Below are 17434 nucleotides of genomic sequence, written 5' to 3' on the forward strand. Positions count from 1 at the left end.
CTTTGGCTGTGCAGCGGCCCAGCAATCCTGCCAAGTCTATTATCAGACTCTGTTTCGAAGCTGTCTTTGGAACCCTCCTGTGATTTTCGAACACTCATTGGCGGGGCGTCGGCTCTTGCCGGCTGGTCAAATAAACAACAATGTCGAGGCAGCGATGAAGCCCGTTCAATCAGTTAGTGCAACACAACACTACAATCCTCTAACCAATCTTGGGCAAGAAGCGTCATGCTCTCATGAAATAAGTGGCATCACGCAAACAGAGGGAATGCAGGCCACCGCTGCAACGACGCAGACCGCAGAGCAACTTACCACGGCGCGCGTTAGAGACATCACGGCGGCGGCCAAGGTCATACCGGACGGGACGACTGTGATGTCGCGCAAGCCGGAAGACCTCAGCCAATTGCAGACTGCCTATCTGGCCGCCAAAAATGCGCCCACGCACCCTGACCTCTACCTTAAGCTCTGCGAAACTTTTCGGGTACACGACGAGCGCCACGCCAGCGAAGGCCATGAGAACATCTGCGCGAAGACCATGACTGCTCGGATAGACGACGATGCGATCCGTGTAATGGCATATGCCTCTAGGGGCATGCATGGCGGTGATGTGAACAATTTCCTAAAGTTCAGCTTCAACTCTGGCCTGCCAAACCCTATCAGCAGCGCGTTACCCAGTATGCTTACGTTCGGTGCGTCAAGCTTCATCGGCGCCGTCCACGGACCGTGGTCTGGTTTCGGCAGCGCGCTTGCGTTCGCGGCCGCCAAGCCGTTCATGGCCGGCGGCATTCAGCCTGCCATTGTTTCGTTGTGCGACAACATCCGCGGACGTAATGCGCCAACCGTGCTGGCCAAAGGCGAAGTCAATGACGAGATCTGGTTGGATGCCGCAGCCCAGACTCTGGAGGGCCTGAACGAGGACACGCGTCGTGCTCTGACTTCTTTCGATGATGCTGTGCAGGCCGCGATTACGTCGGTGGGGATAAGGGATCCAAAGTTTCTCGAAACGGACGAAGGACTTGAATTGTTTTTCGATCATTTGAGCGATACCCACTTCAATTGTCTGCGCGAGGCCCTAGAGGGCGTCAATAATGCGCTGCAGAACACCGCTCCGCAGACTCGGGAATCACTTAGAGCCTTGGAAGAGGCAAGCCGCCCGAACATGCTTGAGCAACGCGAGACTACGCTGAAAGCCGAGTTTTCAAACCTTCGCCAGAAGGAAGGAAATGATTGGCAGCGCATCCCGCGCAGTCTCCGCGCGTCGGGCGGTACGTTGACCTCCGGACTGTCAGGTCTGAAGAGAGACGAGATACCGACACGCATGAATCCTGCTCTTGACCGGAAAAGCCATTTTGAGGGGCTCAACGCGCTCGCAAGCCCGGCTGTCGGTACCTCCTATGCGGCAGCGATCTCGCTATTACAGTCGCCTATGGCTGGCTTGGACGAGCGGAACAAGCAGAAATTCAATGTCAAGGCAGCTATCGTGTTCTACGACGCCTTCACGCCCGAAGGTAAGCAGCGCTATTTGGCCGGTGAGGAAATGGACCCGGACCGCGACGTCGACCAAGCGAAGCTGCGCGGGGTCTTCACTTCGGTGTCGGAGTACATGGTCAAGTCGACCCAAGAGAACCTGAAACAGCGACAAAAAGTGCTTGGCGTCGAAATCAGCGAGGCGGGGCATGCGCTCAATGCCTTGCCTGAAAACACTTCAAGCATCACTCCTCCCGAGATCCGCGCAAAAGTCGAACGCTATAAGGCGCTGTCGGCCGACATGTCTGCGGTGACTCAAGCCATCCGCGAAGGGAATCCGAACTTCTTGACCGATTTGCCGGACGGAGAAGTAAAGAAGGCTTTCGACGACTGCGTAAATAGCGGCGGCATGCACGTATTGGAAAACATGACCAAGGTGAAGTACGCAAAGCAGGGCGAACTCAAGGCCCAGTGGACGCAGAAGGTCTCCACGGACGTATCCATGTTCGGCCTGGCCGGCCAGTTCACACCCTCGATCGTCAATAAACTCGCTGCAGCGATCTGCGGCGGCGCAGGTCATATCCCCAATGCGGTTGTCGGATTTCTCGGTGCCTACAGCCTTGCGGCCTCATTCATCGGTGCTCAGACGCAGTTTGCGGCAATCAACGCAAAGAATAACTTCCGCGAAGGTAACCCTAAGCCAACGAGCCTGGAGACATTCATGCGCGGCAACCTTGCGCCGGTTATGCAGGCGAGTGCCAATCGCCATAGTCAGCATGCGTTGCAGGGTGCGGAGCAAGCGATCAGCACTGCTCGACAGGCTTTAAACAGCAGTCTCGGCCAGAATTTGCGCCGTCGCCCTAGTGCCCGCACGCAGCAGGAATAAGTGTCATCTTGCTGACGCTGCTCTTGGGGCTTGCTGTAGACCTTGATCCAGGCGTAGAGGCTGTGCACGGACATGCCCAGGCGCTGGGCGACATCGGCCACAGGTTTGCCTTTTTCAGTCACTTGCTTGACCGCTTCGATCTTGAATTCTTCGGGGTAACGCTGACGACTCATGGCACCTCCTATTTGGGCCTCAGTTTAAGGCATGGAGGTGTCTACGAAACCCGGGGCGATTCATTTCTCGTGAGTTAGGTAACGCAGCCTTTAGTTGGCGTTCATAGCAATTAGGTTCCACAAGCACAAAACCAAGAGCGCCTGTCATTGACTTGCATCAACAAAAGCATCAAGTAGGGGCTGTACCCCGGAATCCCCGAAAACTCTGTCGGAAAACATCACCAGAGTGGTTGGCCGCGATCTGCGCTTGGCGCCGGCGCGCTTTCGCTGGCTCAAGGGGGTTAACCGTACTTTGTGGTATGCCTTGCACAGTGCCGACACGGCCAAGGTGTTTGTGGAAGGCGCCGGTGTTCAGGCTCAGGCGCGGGCAGAAGTCCATGCCAGTAAGCTGGGGCTGCCACGTCCTGGGTTGATGGTGACCCAGGCCATCGATGGCTTGCAGGCCGAGTTGGAAAGCATCGGTCTGGTATTTGCGCGACATGTCATCACGCCTAAACGCCGGGAGGCCTCTGACCTTCCTGTCATGACGGCGGTGTATGCCGCGCAGCCACCTGTGGTTGATGAGCCTAGTGAGTAGGAGGCTGGTATGACACGGCCATGCGGCTAGCCAAACGCTCCAGGCGCTTGTCTAACGTCCAAAGCGCTGTGCCGCTCAATAACGCGGAGGCCAGGAGCGTCATATCCACCAGTCCACAGCCCAGGCCATAGAGCTTGTGGGTGTTCAGAAAGGCTATGACTTCACTCACCGTGGGTTGTTGTGCACCTCGTAGGTCGCCAAGGTCGGTCAAGGTGTTGGAACGATCAGGCGGCGTACCACACGCCAGTTCTCCGATCACCATGGGGTGTATGAGTACCCGGTCCTGGCTGAGCAAGTTCACCAGTTCTGGACTGTTGTTGCGAAAGTGCTCAACCCAAACGGAGGTGTCTACCAGGACGCCTTTCACAGTGCCTTCTCGTGTCGGCGGGCGATGTCTTCCATCGTTGGCAGTGTGGCCCCTAAAGCCATCAATCGTTTAGCCGCTTGAATGCGCACAAACGTCTGAACGGCTTCACGGAACAGGTCGGCCTTGTCCATCGCCGGATCGGCGACTTCCAGAGCACGTTGGTACAACGCATCGTCGATGGTGACGGTCGTTCTCATGATGACTCCTTGCTTCAATTTTGATGTAACTCTACATCAAATTTGATTCCAGAAAACACTATTAATTCTTTACTTTAAAAGAGGAAACCCCATGGCCTCGGCATCTTTGCGCGCCCTGTTTTCGGTGGACATCCAAGGCGATCAGCTTGTTGTCTATCAGGCAGATCAGGCAGAAGGTATCGTGACGCGCACGATTTGCACCCTGGACCTTCGCCATCAGCACTCGTTTTATCTGAGCAATGACGGTGTGGTCTGCCGCGATGTTCAGGGTTTTGAATTCTCACTTGAAACCCATGACAGTGACGAAACCCATGAGCTACTGGCTGCCCGAACTGCCAGCGTCTGGAGTCGTCCCTCAACACGCTCTCCGACGCCTTCAACGTGGTGGTGTTTCCTGTGCCGGTGATTGGTAAGGAAAAGTCGATCGCCGCCATTACGCCCGTGCTGTGCTTGCCGCCTGAGCAGCGCAAAACCGCGTGGGATCGCCTGTTTGATGCAGCCCCCGAGGGTGTAAACCTTGGGAAAACCCAGTTAAAGCCGGCGTCGGAAGGGGTGGAAGTGAAAGCGGCGCAACCAGCAGGCACGTGCGATGTGGCAGAAAAGGCCTTGGGGATCAACCAGACGGCCTATCAGGCGTATCGCATACCGGGCACGCCTTGGGTGATCAGCGACGATGGGCGCTATGTGCCGCAGACGCTGTTGCGTGACTAAAGCCTTCCTCGATGAGCAACCTGCCCGCCAGGTTCAGGAGGTGTCGAATGCGCCCCAATGACTACGCCGTCGAACGCACGCGCCTAAATCGGCGGGTTTACCACTCGGCACTGGCTGAGTGGTTGATGGGCCCCGGTAGTCTGACGCTGGGCCTTGCCGGGTCTGTGGTGGGAGGCGTCCTGTACCCGGTCAGCCTGTGGCTCAGTCTGCCGGCCTTGCTGGTCTGGTCACCTGTCATGCTGCTCGAACCCTGGCAGATGCCCATGCGCATGCCTTCAGACATGGACCGCCTCGACCCTTCGACGCAACGCCAGGTGAGGCCTTACGCAAGATCTCGTTAGCTTGACGCAACTGACGGTTCTCACGCTCCAACAGCTTGACTCGCTCACGTTCATGCATAGGAATTTCAATAATTCCTATACAAGGTAATCCGCCGAAAAAGGTCCCCTCGGCGTGATGCCAACGTGGCGTCGATGTCGGCAAAAAGCTTTTTTAACCCATCACCCACGCCGAAAAATGGATTGAAAGCAACTTTTCTGTACCTTTTCCAGATTTTGGACGCACCTCTCCCGTATCAGGCCGGCACGTACCTCAATTGCGCGATGCTTTGAGCGTTGTTGATCAAGCCCTGCACGGTCAGGCCGGCGATGGCTGCGGTATAAACCATCCGTGCTCCGCACAGCACGCAGCTGAACGGATCCCGATGCAAGAACGCTTTGCTCATCTGCGCAAAATACAGTTTTTGCGCTTTGCCACGCCTTTCCATGCGTAGCGCCTCATACACCCGGGGTAGCTGTCGGCCACAGACGCGGTTGGCCAGAAATCCAAAATACCGGATCATCCGAAAGTGCTTCTCCGGGATGTGCTGCACCACCCGGAAAAGCATGTCGGCCTGGCTCAGCGTTTCCTGCTGATAGGTCTGTGTGCGGTGATCCAGGTAGGTGAAGCTCAACGTGGCCCCGTTGGTGTAATGCGCCAGACGACTGCCCGAGATGGGCGGTTTTTTCAGGTAGCGGCCCAGGTAATTGACGGTCTTTCGGCCGTTTTTCGTCTTCTTCGACAAGTGGATGTGCCAGTGCTGGCCACCAGCGGTCAGTATCAAACGGCGCCAGTCGCTTTCACAGAGGATGTGGGCCAGCGGCGGCGGCATCGTCAGTTGCGAAAGCGGCTGTCCCAGCAGGTAATCGCGCACCAGCCACATCCAGCGCCGCCGCAGGGCCTCTTTGTGGAACGACAGATTTTTCCAGACGCCCTGCTCATCCAGGCCGCCCGCGGTCACCGACAGGTGGACGTGGGGATGCCAGTTGAGCCGCCGGCCATAGGTGTGCAGCGCCCCTTAAATCCCGACGCGCAAACCGCGCCGCTTGGCGGCGTAGATCAGGTTATCGGCCGCCAGCCGAAACAGCGCATCGAGCAGCCAGCGGTTGTAGAAGAACAGGGGCCATAGCGTGTCGGGCAGCGTGAACACCAGATGCTGCCAGGGGCAGTCGGGCAGACGGTTGTTTTGCACGGTGATCCACTGGTCGGTGGCCTTTTTGCCGCAGGAGGGACAGGCCCGGCAATGGCAGGTGTTGCACAGGTATTTGACGTGCGGGCAGCTGTGGTTGCCGCAGGTGTAGTGTTTGACGCCCAGTATCGAGGTGCCGCAGGCGAGCATTTTGGTGACGGACTCGACTTCGATGTCGCGTAAGCCGCCCTCCTCGAGGAGGTGTGCCCAGCACTGGTTAGCGGTGAAGAGGTTTTTGAGCGGTCGAGGTGTGTAGGCAGGACTCATCTGAAGCAGCAGCGGTGGGTAAGCAGGCTTCATGATGGTCAATAACGGGCCTCATGGCAAAGCTCAAATCGATGTTTCTGCTGCTACGCGATCGTAAGAACGGGCGATTTGCAGCCGCAGGCTGCCCTGTTCACTCGCTGGTGCGTGTTACTCATCATTGTGTTGGGCGGCTATTCCTATGTACACCGTACCCGTGATGGGTACTAAGTTTTGATAGGCCCACTTGTCGCACAGGAGCACAGTCATGCCGCCGGTAACCATGATCGAAGGCTTGTCAGACGCTGAACGTGAATTGGTGATCAAAGGATTGCAAGCATTGCGTCGAGAACGCGGTTTCGCGTGGAATGTGGCGTGTGATGTGGCTGCGCGGAGTAATGTGACGGTGTCACCGTCACTTTCCCTATATGGCATCACCGAGATTGAACACCTGGCGCGCCGATTTGGTGGGTCAGCGTTGCATTGGAGCGAAGCATGACAACACGGACCGATCACCCCGATACGTCAGGCGGCGATTTTTGGTTGCCCCCTAACATTTCTGTTACCCGCCAGCCCTTGCCTGACGGGATGGTGTACGCCTTTCGTGACATAGATATGGGTGAGTTGGGCAGGTTGGTGATCGAATCCACGGTTGACGGTGAAACGCGAATCTCCAGTGAAGTCGCGGGCGATCCGCAAGACCCCATGACAGCGCAGCGTCTCAAGGTGTTTGAACCTATCAGCGAGGCACTGACCCATCGTCTGGAAACGACATTGGGTCGTGGACGTCCTACAGCCCTCCCCGTCCGGTTATCTGAGCCACGTGGGCAGGTCCCGGTTGAGGAAGTCTATTGTGAAGTATGCAATCAACTGGTGGCTTTGGTTGTATTTGCCGATGAGGCCAATGACCTTGACCAGCTGGAAGATTGTGCACGCATGATGTACATGCACTATGCCTGGCATAACGTGCCGACCTGGCTTATAGGTCCGCAATACTGCGGTGGCCCGATACCTCAGCGACGCGCCAATGTTCTCCAGGTGTGGCCGCAACACGGCCCACTGGAGAGCCTGCGGCCAGAAGAATTCAATCCGCGCATTGAGGCGTTGGCCACGCAACATTGCAAATAGGGGTCCGGGGAGCAATGGAACAGCCAACCGACTTAAGGATAGTGGCTATTGGCCTTCTTTCTCCATGAGCCGAACCTAAGGGTCTGTCCGAAAGAGGATCGCTCAACGGACGCTAAGCAATCGATCGGTCAAGGTGGCTTTACCAGCCTCATCGATGCCGTGAACGGCGAATACGGCCTTGGCTAGATCGATTCCCACGGTAATAGGGGTTGTAAGCCGGAATCCCAGAAATTTCCGTCATGGGCGGGAAGCCAGTACTGGTGCGGATTGACGCCAAACAGTTGTTTTCCGGCAGCGACGCCGCCAAGCCGAAAACGGCTTGATTGAGCGGCCAAATATGTACGGAAAACCGTATCGGGTAACACAAGCAGCCAGGAACCACTCTGGTGATGTTTTCCGACGGAATTTTCTGGGATTCCGGCGTACACCCCCTAATAATTGGCATGGACTTCCCCTCCTGTGGTTTTGATGCAGGTTTGACACTTCATCATGGCACTTCGATGCCGATTCGCGACTTTCGCCGCGCCCTTGGGACGGGGAAGTCCCTTTCATTCGCTAGCGTGAATTTTGTCAGGTTGAGGTCCTAGAAGTTGACGGCGATCCGTTAGGAAATACAGTAAATGTCCTAGTCTGACCCGGTGCCGGTGAGCGGCCTGACGCCGGGTTGAGGTGTACTTCAAACGGACACGCCTAAAAAAGTAAGTCGTTGAAAAGTATTGTTATATTGCTAAAAAAATGACCGCAAACGATAGCTAATGTACGATTTTGTCCGAATTCTGCGGGCTACCCTTAAGTGCACTTTCTGTTCCGTTACTCCCCACACCCCGTGACAGACATTTCGGCAGTTTGTGCCGGTCTGATCAGACAACCAGCTTGAAACGTGCGACGACATTGCGCATGTCGTTGGCAACCCGTGCCAGTTCGTCGGCGGTCACTGCGTTGTTGTCGATACCCAGCATCAAGGTCCCGGAGCTGTTGCGAATTTCCATGACGTTACGGTTGATGTCTTCGGAAACCGCATGCTGCTGTACGGCAGCGCTGGCGATCTGGGTGTTCATTTCGACGATACGCTCGACACCCTCGCTGATGCTCGACAGGCTGCCGGATGCTTCGCTGGCCGCACTGATGCACGCTTGAGCCTTGTGCTGCCCTGCCTGCATTTGCTGCACGGCAGCGTCGGTCGCGCTTTGCAGCTGTTGAATGATGCTGCGGATCTCTTCAGTAGACGCCTGAGTACGCGATGCCAGCGTGCGGACTTCGTCAGCCACGACCGCAAAACCACGACCCTGCTCGCCGGCACGTGCCGCCTCGATGGCCGCGTTGAGGGCCAGCAGATTGGTCTGATCGGCAATAGTGCTGATCACCTGAATGACGCCGCCAATCGACTGGCTGTGCAAGGCCAGCGCCTGAACCTTCTGGGCACTGACTTCCACTTCATCGGCCAGGGCCTGAATCGTTGTGTGGGCCTGATGCATGATGCGCAGCCCATTACGCGAAGCGGTATTGGCCTCGTCAGCAGCCGATGCTGCGCCTTCGGTGTTCTGCGCCACATCGGCAACGCTCGCAGTCATCTCGTTGATAGCGGTGGCCACCTGTTCGGTCTCGGCCTGCTGCGCGTTCATCGATTGCTTGGCCAGACCAATGGAAGTGCCCAGTCGCGCCGCCACGTCAGACAGTTCATACGAGGTACGATCCATGTGTGAGATGGAGCTTGAAAACGCTTCTGCCATCAGGTTCAGACCATTACCGATATCGGCCACTTCATCCTTGCTGACCACTTGCACTCGCGCACTCAGATCACCGTCGGCCAGTCGACGGGTGACACCCAACAGGCTGTCGATGGCGATACGCAAGGCGCGATAGATGCTACTGAACGCATAGAGCAGCAACAAACCCACGATCACGCACATGGCGATCATCATCTGGTGTAGCTCAAGCAACGAGGTGTAGCGGGAATTCAATTGGTCCTGCAGTGCAACCTGGATTTCGTCTTGTGCCTTATAAAGGGCAGCGACCACAACGTTCCCCTGAGCACCGAGCGCCTGACCCCTTTGCGCCGAGAAGTCCGGGCCTTTGACATAGGCTTGCAACTCATTGCGGAAACTGTCCATTGCCGTGGTGGCCGTGGCGATCGGATCATTGATGCGGTTGGCCAGTTCCGGAGAACGTCGTTTGAGCAAACGGACGCTCTGCTCAAGCTCGCCACGGAACAGCAACTCGAGCTTCAACAGGCTGTCGAGCGAACCGCGCATCGAGGCGGTCAGGCCCTGTCCTGTGCTAATGCCCGCAGTGATACCTCGGACCTGACCGGCCACGTTGATTTCCCTGGGCATACGAATGGTACTCAGGTCGATCAGAAACAGCGTCGCAGGATCATCGTCCAGCACCAGACCAGAGGTGGCCGATACGTAGTAGATAAAGTTGAGCGTCTGCGCCAGTTGCTCGTTCCACTGAGCAAACAAATCGTCCGGCGACAGGCCCGGTTTGACACCTTCCATCAGTGAGCGCGCACTTTCGCGAAGGCGCTGCACGCGATTCTCTGTTTCCAGCTCAGGGCCCTTGCGAGCATCCATATCGGAAAGATTATTGAAGGCCGTTTCAAGCTGGTTGCGGTTATTGGCAAGGTCTTGAGCAGCAGACGCATCACCTGACAACAGACGGTTGGTGTGCGCGCGCTGGAGCATGGAAAGCCGCAGAATAGGCGTGACGGTAAGCAGGTATTCGCGACCGACACGCTCTTGCTCGACGCTATCGATTCTTGAATTCAGGTTGCTGAACACCCTCATACCGAGAATGACCAGTGGAATAACGATAATTACGGCTAAAACGGCAAATTTGGCAGGGAAGCGCAGGCGGTTGGTAAGGCTGATACCAGGCGAAAGAATGTTCATGTATTTTCTCGTTTTAATTGAAGGTGCCTGATCAGGCTCAAGAAACACCCTTCTTTGCATCACGGTAGGTGCAGGTCAGTTTTGCGATGCCAAAACAGCTCATCTACATGAATAGATGGCGCTATGACATCGCCAGTGGCAAGTCATCATTGCGAAGTTCAATGACGGCCATAAGCTGAATATAGACCTATCGGCAATGCCACGCAGAACGTGAGCCTGAGAAGGGGTCGTTTCCGGCTGGGGCGTGCAGGCCCTCGTGCCGCTTGGGCTGTGTCCGAAAGAAGTACACCTCAACCCGGCGTCAGGCCGCTCACCAGCACCGGGTCAGACTAGGAGGGTTTTCTGTATTTCCTGACGGATCGCCGTCAACTTCTATGATCTCAACCTGACAAAATTCACGCTAGCGAATGAAAGGGACTTCCCCGTCCCAAGGGCGCGGCGAAAGTCGCGAATCGGCATCGAAGTGCCATGATGAAGCGTCAAACCTGCATCAAAACCACAGGAGGGGAAGTCCATGCCAATTATTACCGTGGGAATCGATCTAGCCAAGGCCGTATTCGCCGTTCACGGCATCGATGAGGCTGGTAAAGCCACCTTGACCGATCGATTGCTTAGCGTCCGTTGAGCGATCCTCTTTCGGACAGACCCTTAGGTTCGGCTCATGGAGAAAGAAGGCCAATAGCCACTATCCTTAAGTCGGTTGGCTGTTCCATTGCTCCCCGGACCCCTATTCTGCGGGCTCCCCTCTGAGGCGACCACCAGTAAGCTAATAATTCATGATATTTTGAGTAAGTGAGCTTTTACTTATTTGAGTTATGGCTTTGCATCCAAAGCAATAAGCAAACGTTGCAATGGTTCATAGACTATTTGTCCCTGATGCGCCCATTCCTGGACAGATGTTGAATGTAGGGCATAAGACTTTCTACATAAGCATCAATAAAAACCTCTGGATCTATGTGATCGCTGCCAGCGAAACGACTCTCTATAGCGCTCTTGGCCTTGGCAAAAACCTCTTCTTGATGCTGCTCCTGCTGCCGCTGAATCTCAGGGGCAACGGCAGCGTGCATGCATTCCAATGCACGCTGCGCATCATAAAACTCGTATTCATAGATTTTTCTGATCTCTAGCTCATCAAAATCAAGATCAAAATCGACTGCAAACTCCTCACCTTTGGTTGGATCTATTGCATACGAATGCTTGATGCATAGGAATTTCAAAATGCCTATGCATCAGGCTGACGCTATGACGGAGGCGTCATGCCTTCAAAGCGATGGGTAGGAAGACGCTGATGCGTTACTTATGCAGTGAAAATCCCTATCAACAAGCATTAATGCAGGTTATTTCACCGCGAAGCCTAGGTGCGGACGCACCTACCCCCTGTCAGGGCTTCACGTACCTCATCTGCGCAATCGCCTGAGCGTTGAGGTTCAGTCCCTGCACCGTCAGCCCGCTGATTGCCGCCGTGTATACCATCCGCGCGCCACACAGCACGCAGCGGAACGGATCGACGTTTAGAAAGGCTTTGGCCATCGGCGCAAAATACAGCTTTGGTACCGGTCCTGGCGTCGCCATCTTCAGTGCTTCATAGACCTTCGGCAGGTACTGCCCGCAGACCCGATTGGCCAGAAAACCAAAATACCGGATCATCCGGAAATGCTTTTCCGGGATGTGCTGCACCACCCGGAAAAGCATGTCGGCCTGGCTCAGCGTTTCCTGCTGATAGGTCTGTGTGCGGTGATCCAGGTAGGTGAAGCTCAACGTGGCCCCGTTGGTGTAATGCGCCAGACGACTGCCCGAGATGGGCGGTTTTTTCAGGTAGCGGCCCAGGTAATTGACGGTCTTTCGGCCGTTTTTCGTCTTCTTCGACAAGTGGATGTGCCAGTGCTGGCCACCAGCGGTCAGTATCAAACGGCGCCAGTCGCTTTCACAGAGGATGTGGGCCAGCGGCGGCGGCATCGTCAGTTGCGAAAGCGGCTGTCCCAGCAGGTAATCGCGCACCAGCCACATCCAGCGCCGCCGCAGGGCCTCTTTGTGGAACGACAGATTTTTCCAGACGCCCTGCTCATCCAGGCCGCCCGCGGTCACCGACAGGTGGACGTGGGGATGCCAGTTGAGCCGCCGGCCATAGGTGTGCAGCGCCCCTTAAATCCCGACGCGCAAACCGCGCCGCTTGGCGGCGTAGATCAGGTTATCGGCCGCCAGCCGAAACAGCGCATCGAGCAGCCAGCGGTTGTAGAAGAACAGGGGCCATAGCGTGTCGGGCAGCGTGAACACCAGATGCTGCCAGGGGCAGTCGGGCAGACGGTTGTTTTGCACGGTGATCCACTGGTCGGTGGCCTTTTTGCCGCAGGAGGGACAGGCCCGGCAATGGCAGGTGTTGCACAGGTATTTGACGTGCGGGCAGCTGTGGTTGCCGCAGGTGTAGTGTTTGACGCCCAGTATCGAGGTGCCGCAGGCGAGCATTTTGGTGACGGACTCGACTTCGATGTCGCGTAAGCCGCCCTCCTCGAGGAGGTGTGCCCAGCACTGGTTAGCGGTGAAGAGGTTTTTGAGCGGTCGAGGTGTGTAGGCAGGACTCATCTGAAGCAGCAGCGGTGGGTAAGCAGGCTTCATGATGGTCAATAACGGGCCTCATGGCAAAGCTCAAATCGATGTTTCTGCTGCTACGCGATCGTAAGAACGGGCGATTTGCAGCCGCAGGCTGCCCTGTTCAAATCATCACCCTCATAATCTGCACTCAGCGAGATAACGATTCGAAGGATGCCAAAATACTCAAGGTATGCTTGAATCGTACGCGCGGCTTTGTTTCCCTTCACGCAAATGCAATGAATGGGCATGCCGACCGGTCGTGTGATAATCAGGTCATGTGGGTGGTAGTAGTAACCGAAGCACGGCTCACCATCATCCAGGAGATAGGCATTCGCTCTCTCGCATATCTTGGGTTTGATACCGATCGCAGACAGCAGAGCTAGAGCCGATTTTACGAATGATTTGCCAACGCTCAGGCCGCCGAAGCTGAATTCAAATTGGAAATATCCATCCGGGTATTTGGGCTGTACTGTCGCATCCGCCAGAAGCTTCTCGGCATCCAGCGTGGGATAGGTGCGTTTCAAGCCTTTCAAGATTTCACGAGCCTGTTTCATGTTATTGGCACTGATTTGAAGATGAATTCCTGCGCCACGCAACTCCTGCGTGATCACTGGGGCAAAAAATTTCAGTGAATTCTTCCCATAGATCAGCTTTTCGCCGGCAGTCGTCTCAATGACCTCAGAGCGGTTTTCCCCTCTGTCACGCACGACACGGAAGAACAATGCCAATTTGTTAAATTGCTTGGCTAAATCTGAATCCCACGTCTCCCCCGCCGCACCATTGCATGCACCGCAGATGAAGCCTTTAACCTCGCGTTTTCCGCCGATTGAGTTTGGGATTATGTGTTCACCAGAATCGTTTTGGAACGTGAGAGGCTCACTGCACAGGTAGCAATCCATAGTTTTCACTCCCAATGACTCAACGAGCTTTTAAAGCTCTGAGGCCTTCTTCATAAAAATGATTGTTGGCTCACGCTGGGCCAACAATAGCGCATCTGGAGGAAATAAATTTATGAGTTTATGAGCTTTTACTTGTTTGAGTTAATGGTATACTTGCTTGAGTAAAAGCACATAAAATCATTTACTCAGGAGGTTTCATGCGAGTCATTGCGGTGTTGAACCAGAAAGGCGGCTCAGGGAAAACGACCATCGCCACGCACCTGACGCGCGCTTTCCAGTTGGATGGGTCCAGTGTGCTGCTGGTGGATTCAGACCCCCAGGGAAGCGCTCGTGATTGGGCAGCGGTGCTTGATGACAACCCTGTGACGGTTGTTGGTATCGACCGCCCTACCATTGACCGCGATCTAAAGGCGATCGGGCACAAAGATATTGTTGTTATCGATGGGGCACCCCAGGCAGCAGACTTGGCTATCTCGGCCATCAAAGCTGCCTCCTTTATTTTGATCCCAGTGCAACCGAGCCCGTATGACATTTGGGCTACAGCAGACCTCGTGGATTTGGTTAAACAGCGCATAGAAGTAACGGATGGTGCCTTGCAGGCAGCATTTGTCGTGTCGCGTGCAATCAAGGGTACGCGGATAGGTGCAGAGATTTCGGAAGCGTTGGCCGGCTATGGCCTCCCTGTACTGGAGTCGCGCATCACTCAGCGTGTGAGCTACCCAGGCACTGCCGCTCAAGGCACGACCATCCTCGATAGCGATCCAGAAAGCGACGGTGCGAAGGAAATTCGCGCGCTGATGACCGAGATAAAACAGAAACTGTTTTGAGCAAAGGAGCTAATGAGTTTATGAGTGAAAAATTAAAAGGTGCTTTGAGTGCCGGCCGACCAAGCGCGCGAAGCTCGAAGGCAACCACCTTGGCCAGCTTGGCTGATAAGCCTTCGACGGTTCGAGTCAATTTTGACTTGGATCGGGAGCAACACATGAAGCTAAAGCTTTATGCGACCAAGCAGGGAAGGAGTATCAAAGAGGTATTGAGCGATTTTGTGGCCCAACTCCCTGATTAGTAATGGTAAATCTATTTGTTCATTTGTTCATTTGTTCATTTGTTCATTTGTTCATTTGTTCATTTGTTCATTTGTTCATTTGTTCATTTGTTCATTTGTTCATTTGAGTTTATTTTTAAAAACTCACTATTGGGTTGAGCGAACGGCAACAGGCCAGAGGTGTGAAAAACTCGAGCAGCTCATGGAGGTGCTAGCCGGGAAAAATACACGCAGGCCTTGCTCTGAAAATTCGGTAGCCGCTGCCAGTCTGGTTTTCGTGAAAGGAGCCAGTGTGGCAGAAGCTGCCGCCGAATTGGGTCTGTCTCGCCAAGTGATTCACCTACTGATAGTCCGCTTACGTAGGCGGATGCCTGCGAGGCTCTATGTGCAGCCATTATGAAGCACCGTCATCCCACCAGGTCGCTGAAGCATTCGGAGTCGCTCTGTTCGACCAGGGCAGGCTCGACCTGTGGCCTGGCTACATCTGCCTATTCCTACGCCGCCCTGACAGACGTGCAGAGGACAACGATTCTTCTGCAACAATGAAAGTGCTGATCGGCTCCTTTGGGTTGATCCCGTCCTGGAGCAAGGACAGCAAATTTGCCAAGCGCACATACAATGCTCGATCAGAGACAGTGGCCGAGAACCCGTCGTTCCGACATGCATGACGACAGAACAATCAATCACTGATATTCCAGAAGCAAGGCTTGAGCAATTGGGCCTTGCTAACGCCAATTTCGGCTTCCGCTTTGAGCCGCAGTATTGCGCGATGGATGACGGTATCAATTGCCCTGGTGGTTGCTGGCACTTGTTCGAGGATCGTCCCTCATTCGATCCAGCTACGCTCTCCTAGCAAAACGAAGGCAATGCTTGGGAGATCTGTTTTGACGACTCGGAAGACCTGCATCACACGCCCAAGTTTCAGCGCTGGGTGAAGGCCGGTTTTTCGCTAGTTCGTGTTGTGAAGATAGTGGTGTAGGCAAGAGCCACCTGGCCATCGCTCTGGCCTACCGGGCAGTGATGGCCGGTATCAAAACCCGCTTCGTCACTGCGGCTGACTTGATGCTGCAACTGACCGCTGCGCACCGCCAGGAACGGCTCAAGGAATACTTCAGTCGTGTGGTGATGGCCCCCGGGTTGTTGGTCATCGATGAAATCGGTTACCTGCCGTTTGGTCGTGATGAAGCCAACCTGTTCTTCAATGTTGTCGCCAAGCGCTACGAGCAAGGCAGCCTGATCCTCACGAGTAACTTGCCGTTTACCCAGTGGGCCGGAACCTTTGCGGATGATCAAACACTGACAGCGGCCATGCTGGACAGGCTGTTACATCATGCCCATATCGTGCAGATGACAGGTGAAAGCTATCGACTCAAGGACAAGCGCAAAGCAGGAATCAAATCTTCCCGGGCCGAACCGGCTCGAAAATACGAACCCGAGGGGGGTCAAAACTAAGTTGGCGATTTAGCACGGAAGGGGGTCACTTTTTAGTTGGCGTTGACACGTAAGTTCTTAACGTGTCATTTCGCCCCCAGCCGGAACCGACCCCTATAAGTGCAACCTGGCATGGTAGGTTTACGGTCGATGAGGGCTGCAACGTCCTCAATCCAGGATGAACCTGGCGCAATTCTACTTAGCTGTAACGGCTTGCAATCGAAAACCGCCGTGCTCGCATTCAGCGCCTTTTTCGGCTCAGATTAACTGCGACTGACGGCCCCCTCGGGCTCACATTAATTGCGAACGAGCTTGCATTCAACCGCCTCGGCTTGCATTCCATTTCTGACAGCTCACATTAGCTGCGACTGAAAACGTCGGCGGCATCCCGTCCATCAAACGAGGTTTTTATCGAACCGTTGCGGCACGGTGAGGATCGAGTGTATAAACACACAAACACCTATCATTGGAAAAAGTCATGAACACCACTCGCTGGAACGTCGCCGTCTCCACCGACACCGACCAATCGCTCCGCATGTTTCTGGCCAGCCAAGGCGGTGGCCGTAAGGGCGACCTGTCGCGCTTCATCGAAGAAGCTGTGCGAGCACACATCCTAGAACTGAGCGCCGAACAGGCCAAGGCTTCTAACGCCCATCTGGGTGAGGCCGAACTAACCGAAGCGGTTGATGAAGCGCTCGACTGGGCACGTAAGCGCTGATGCGGGTCGTATTGGACACCAACATACTGTTCAGTGCGCTGATCTCACCGCATGGGGCACCCGATGCAATCTATCGAGCCTGGCGTTCGGCTCGGTTTGAGGTAGTGACCTCACGGGCACAGCTCGATGAAATTCGTCGGGCCAGTCGTTACCCCAAGCTACAGGCCATCCTGCAGCCTGCCAAAGTGGGAGCCATGATCAATAACCTGCAACGAGCGACGGTGCTGGAGCGCTTGACCATCGAGATTGAAGCCGATGATCCGGATGACTCTTTTCTGCTGGCCATGGCTTTGGCGGGCAATGCGGACTACCTGGTAACCGGTGATCGCCGCGCAGGCCTCTTGCAACGTGGGCATATCGAACGCACGCGGATTGTCACTCCGGCCGTGTTTTGCGCCGAGGCACTGTGATCGATGCCGGTTGGCTTTCTGACTCAGGAACAACGCGATGGCTTTGGTCGCTATGTCGATCCTCCTAGCCGCGAAGAGCTGGAACGCTATTTCCACTTGAGCGATGACGACCACAAAGCCCTCCTACCGCTACGCGGCGAACACAACCGTCTTGATGCATAGGAATTTCAAAATGCCTATGCATCAGGCTGACGCTAT

15 protein-coding genes and 8 pseudogenes are annotated in these 17434 nt (G+C 55.2%); 14 read left to right on the plus strand and 9 right to left on the minus strand.

The genetic code is table 11. The annotated features are described in order from the left end of the window. The first annotated feature begins 79 nt into the window (after nucleotides 1-79). Nucleotides 80-2350, plus strand: coding sequence for a hypothetical protein (locus FFH21_RS28870; protein ID WP_032704248.1), 2271 nt, complete (start codon nucleotides 80-82; stop codon nucleotides 2348-2350). Here the strand turns inward: FFH21_RS28870 and FFH21_RS28875 are convergent. Next, a pseudogene (locus FFH21_RS28875) lies at nucleotides 2326-2523 on the minus strand (transposase); the annotation flags it as partial. The gene FFH21_RS28870 and the pseudogene FFH21_RS28875 overlap by 25 nt on opposite strands. A gap of 229 nt (nucleotides 2524-2752) precedes the next feature. On the opposite strand from FFH21_RS28875, the pseudogene FFH21_RS28880 reads away from it, so the two are divergent. Further along, nucleotides 2753-3100, plus strand: a pseudogene (locus FFH21_RS28880) (conjugal transfer protein); the annotation flags it as partial. On the opposite strand, the gene FFH21_RS28885 reads toward FFH21_RS28880, so the two are convergent. Together FFH21_RS28885 and FFH21_RS28890 are read right to left on the minus strand one after the other, a co-directional pair. Further along, nucleotides 3090-3467: a type II toxin-antitoxin system VapC family toxin gene (locus tag FFH21_RS28885; protein ID WP_003344395.1), complete on the minus strand. Its 378-nt coding sequence runs from the start codon at nucleotides 3465-3467 to the stop codon at nucleotides 3090-3092. The pseudogene FFH21_RS28880 and the gene FFH21_RS28885 overlap by 11 nt on opposite strands. Then, complete coding sequence (locus FFH21_RS28890; protein ID WP_004644067.1) at nucleotides 3464-3664, minus strand: type II toxin-antitoxin system VapB family antitoxin; 201 nt, start codon at nucleotides 3662-3664, stop codon at nucleotides 3464-3466. The genes FFH21_RS28885 and FFH21_RS28890 overlap by 4 nt, the downstream gene beginning before the upstream one ends. A 91-nt stretch (nucleotides 3665-3755) precedes the next feature. Between FFH21_RS28890 and FFH21_RS30775 the strand changes: the two genes are divergently transcribed. From FFH21_RS30775 to FFH21_RS28900, 3 genes are read left to right on the plus strand one after another with little or no spacing between them, the layout of a single operon-like run. After that, nucleotides 3756-4070, plus strand: coding sequence for a hypothetical protein (locus FFH21_RS30775; protein ID WP_230383698.1), 315 nt, complete (start codon nucleotides 3756-3758; stop codon nucleotides 4068-4070). Beyond that, a complete protein-coding gene (locus tag FFH21_RS30780; RefSeq protein ID WP_324611814.1) occupies nucleotides 4061-4375 on the plus strand; it encodes a hypothetical protein in 315 nt (104 codons plus the stop codon). The genes FFH21_RS30775 and FFH21_RS30780 overlap by 10 nt, the downstream gene beginning before the upstream one ends. A gap of 47 nt (nucleotides 4376-4422) precedes the next feature. Next, nucleotides 4423-4716, plus strand: a complete 294-nt coding sequence (locus FFH21_RS28900; RefSeq protein WP_011282485.1) for a hypothetical protein — start codon at nucleotides 4423-4425, stop codon at nucleotides 4714-4716. A gap of 233 nt (nucleotides 4717-4949) precedes the next feature. Here FFH21_RS28900 and FFH21_RS28910 read toward each other — a convergent pair. Next, a pseudogene (locus tag FFH21_RS28910) lies at nucleotides 4950-6182 on the minus strand (IS91 family transposase). A gap of 211 nt (nucleotides 6183-6393) precedes the next feature. Here FFH21_RS28910 and FFH21_RS28920 point away from each other — a divergent pair. Further along, nucleotides 6394-6624: a hypothetical protein gene (locus FFH21_RS28920; RefSeq protein ID WP_019331426.1), complete on the plus strand. Its 231-nt coding sequence runs from the start codon at nucleotides 6394-6396 to the stop codon at nucleotides 6622-6624. A gap of 89 nt (nucleotides 6625-6713) precedes the next feature. After that, nucleotides 6714-7253: a hypothetical protein gene (locus FFH21_RS28925; RefSeq protein WP_050772298.1), complete on the plus strand. Its 540-nt coding sequence runs from the start codon at nucleotides 6714-6716 to the stop codon at nucleotides 7251-7253. A gap of 860 nt (nucleotides 7254-8113) precedes the next feature. On the opposite strand, the gene FFH21_RS31240 is transcribed toward FFH21_RS28925, so the two are convergent. The 5 genes and pseudogenes from FFH21_RS31240 to FFH21_RS28955 form a co-directional block, all read right to left on the minus strand. Further along, a complete protein-coding gene (locus FFH21_RS31240) occupies nucleotides 8114-8983 on the minus strand; it encodes a methyl-accepting chemotaxis protein (protein WP_371217933.1) in 870 nt (289 codons plus the stop codon). 45 nt (nucleotides 8984-9028) lie between these two features. Further along, nucleotides 9029-10204: pseudogene (locus tag FFH21_RS31245) on the minus strand (methyl-accepting chemotaxis protein); the annotation flags it as partial. A gap of 803 nt (nucleotides 10205-11007) precedes the next feature. Continuing rightward, on the minus strand, nucleotides 11008-11361 hold the full coding sequence (locus FFH21_RS28935) for a hypothetical protein (RefSeq protein ID WP_011282462.1): 354 nt from the start codon (nucleotides 11359-11361) through the stop codon (nucleotides 11008-11010). Between the two features lie 163 nt (nucleotides 11362-11524). Next, nucleotides 11525-12757 (minus strand): annotated as a pseudogene (locus tag FFH21_RS28945) (IS91-like element IS801 family transposase). A 50-nt stretch (nucleotides 12758-12807) separates the two neighbouring features. Beyond that, complete coding sequence (locus tag FFH21_RS28955; RefSeq protein WP_011282453.1) at nucleotides 12808-13632, minus strand: HNH endonuclease; 825 nt, start codon at nucleotides 13630-13632, stop codon at nucleotides 12808-12810. 197 nt (nucleotides 13633-13829) lie between these two features. Here FFH21_RS28955 and parA point away from each other — a divergent pair, with 197 nt between their 5' ends. The 7 genes and pseudogenes from parA to FFH21_RS28990 all read left to right on the plus strand — a co-directional run. Then, entirely contained in the window at nucleotides 13830-14459 is a 630-nt protein-coding gene (gene parA / locus FFH21_RS28960) for a ParA family partition ATPase (protein WP_004666923.1), read from the plus strand. A gap of 20 nt (nucleotides 14460-14479) precedes the next feature. Further along, entirely contained in the window at nucleotides 14480-14698 is a 219-nt protein-coding gene (locus tag FFH21_RS28965) for a plasmid partition protein ParG (protein ID WP_011282472.1), read from the plus strand. Nucleotides 14699-15060: 362 nt separating this feature from the next. After that, a pseudogene (locus tag FFH21_RS28970) lies at nucleotides 15061-15342 on the plus strand (SOS response-associated peptidase family protein); the annotation flags it as partial. 304 nt (nucleotides 15343-15646) lie between these two features. Further along, nucleotides 15647-16129: pseudogene (istB, locus tag FFH21_RS28975) on the plus strand (IS21-like element ISPsy4 family helper ATPase IstB); the annotation flags it as partial. A gap of 457 nt (nucleotides 16130-16586) precedes the next feature. Further along, complete coding sequence (locus FFH21_RS28980; protein WP_041924897.1) at nucleotides 16587-16826, plus strand: ribbon-helix-helix domain-containing protein; 240 nt, start codon at nucleotides 16587-16589, stop codon at nucleotides 16824-16826. Beyond that, on the plus strand, nucleotides 16826-17236 hold the full coding sequence (locus FFH21_RS28985; RefSeq protein ID WP_011282461.1) for a putative toxin-antitoxin system toxin component, PIN family: 411 nt from the start codon (nucleotides 16826-16828) through the stop codon (nucleotides 17234-17236). Before FFH21_RS28980 ends, FFH21_RS28985 begins: the two co-directional genes overlap by 1 nt. A gap of 3 nt (nucleotides 17237-17239) precedes the next feature. Further along, nucleotides 17240-17389, plus strand: a pseudogene (locus tag FFH21_RS28990) (DUF4158 domain-containing protein); the annotation flags it as partial. Between the last annotated feature and the right edge of the window lie 45 nt (nucleotides 17390-17434).

Source organism: Pseudomonas sp. KBS0707 (genome assembly GCF_005937945.2).
Classification (GTDB): Bacteria; Pseudomonadota; Gammaproteobacteria; order Pseudomonadales; family Pseudomonadaceae; genus Aquipseudomonas; species Aquipseudomonas amygdali.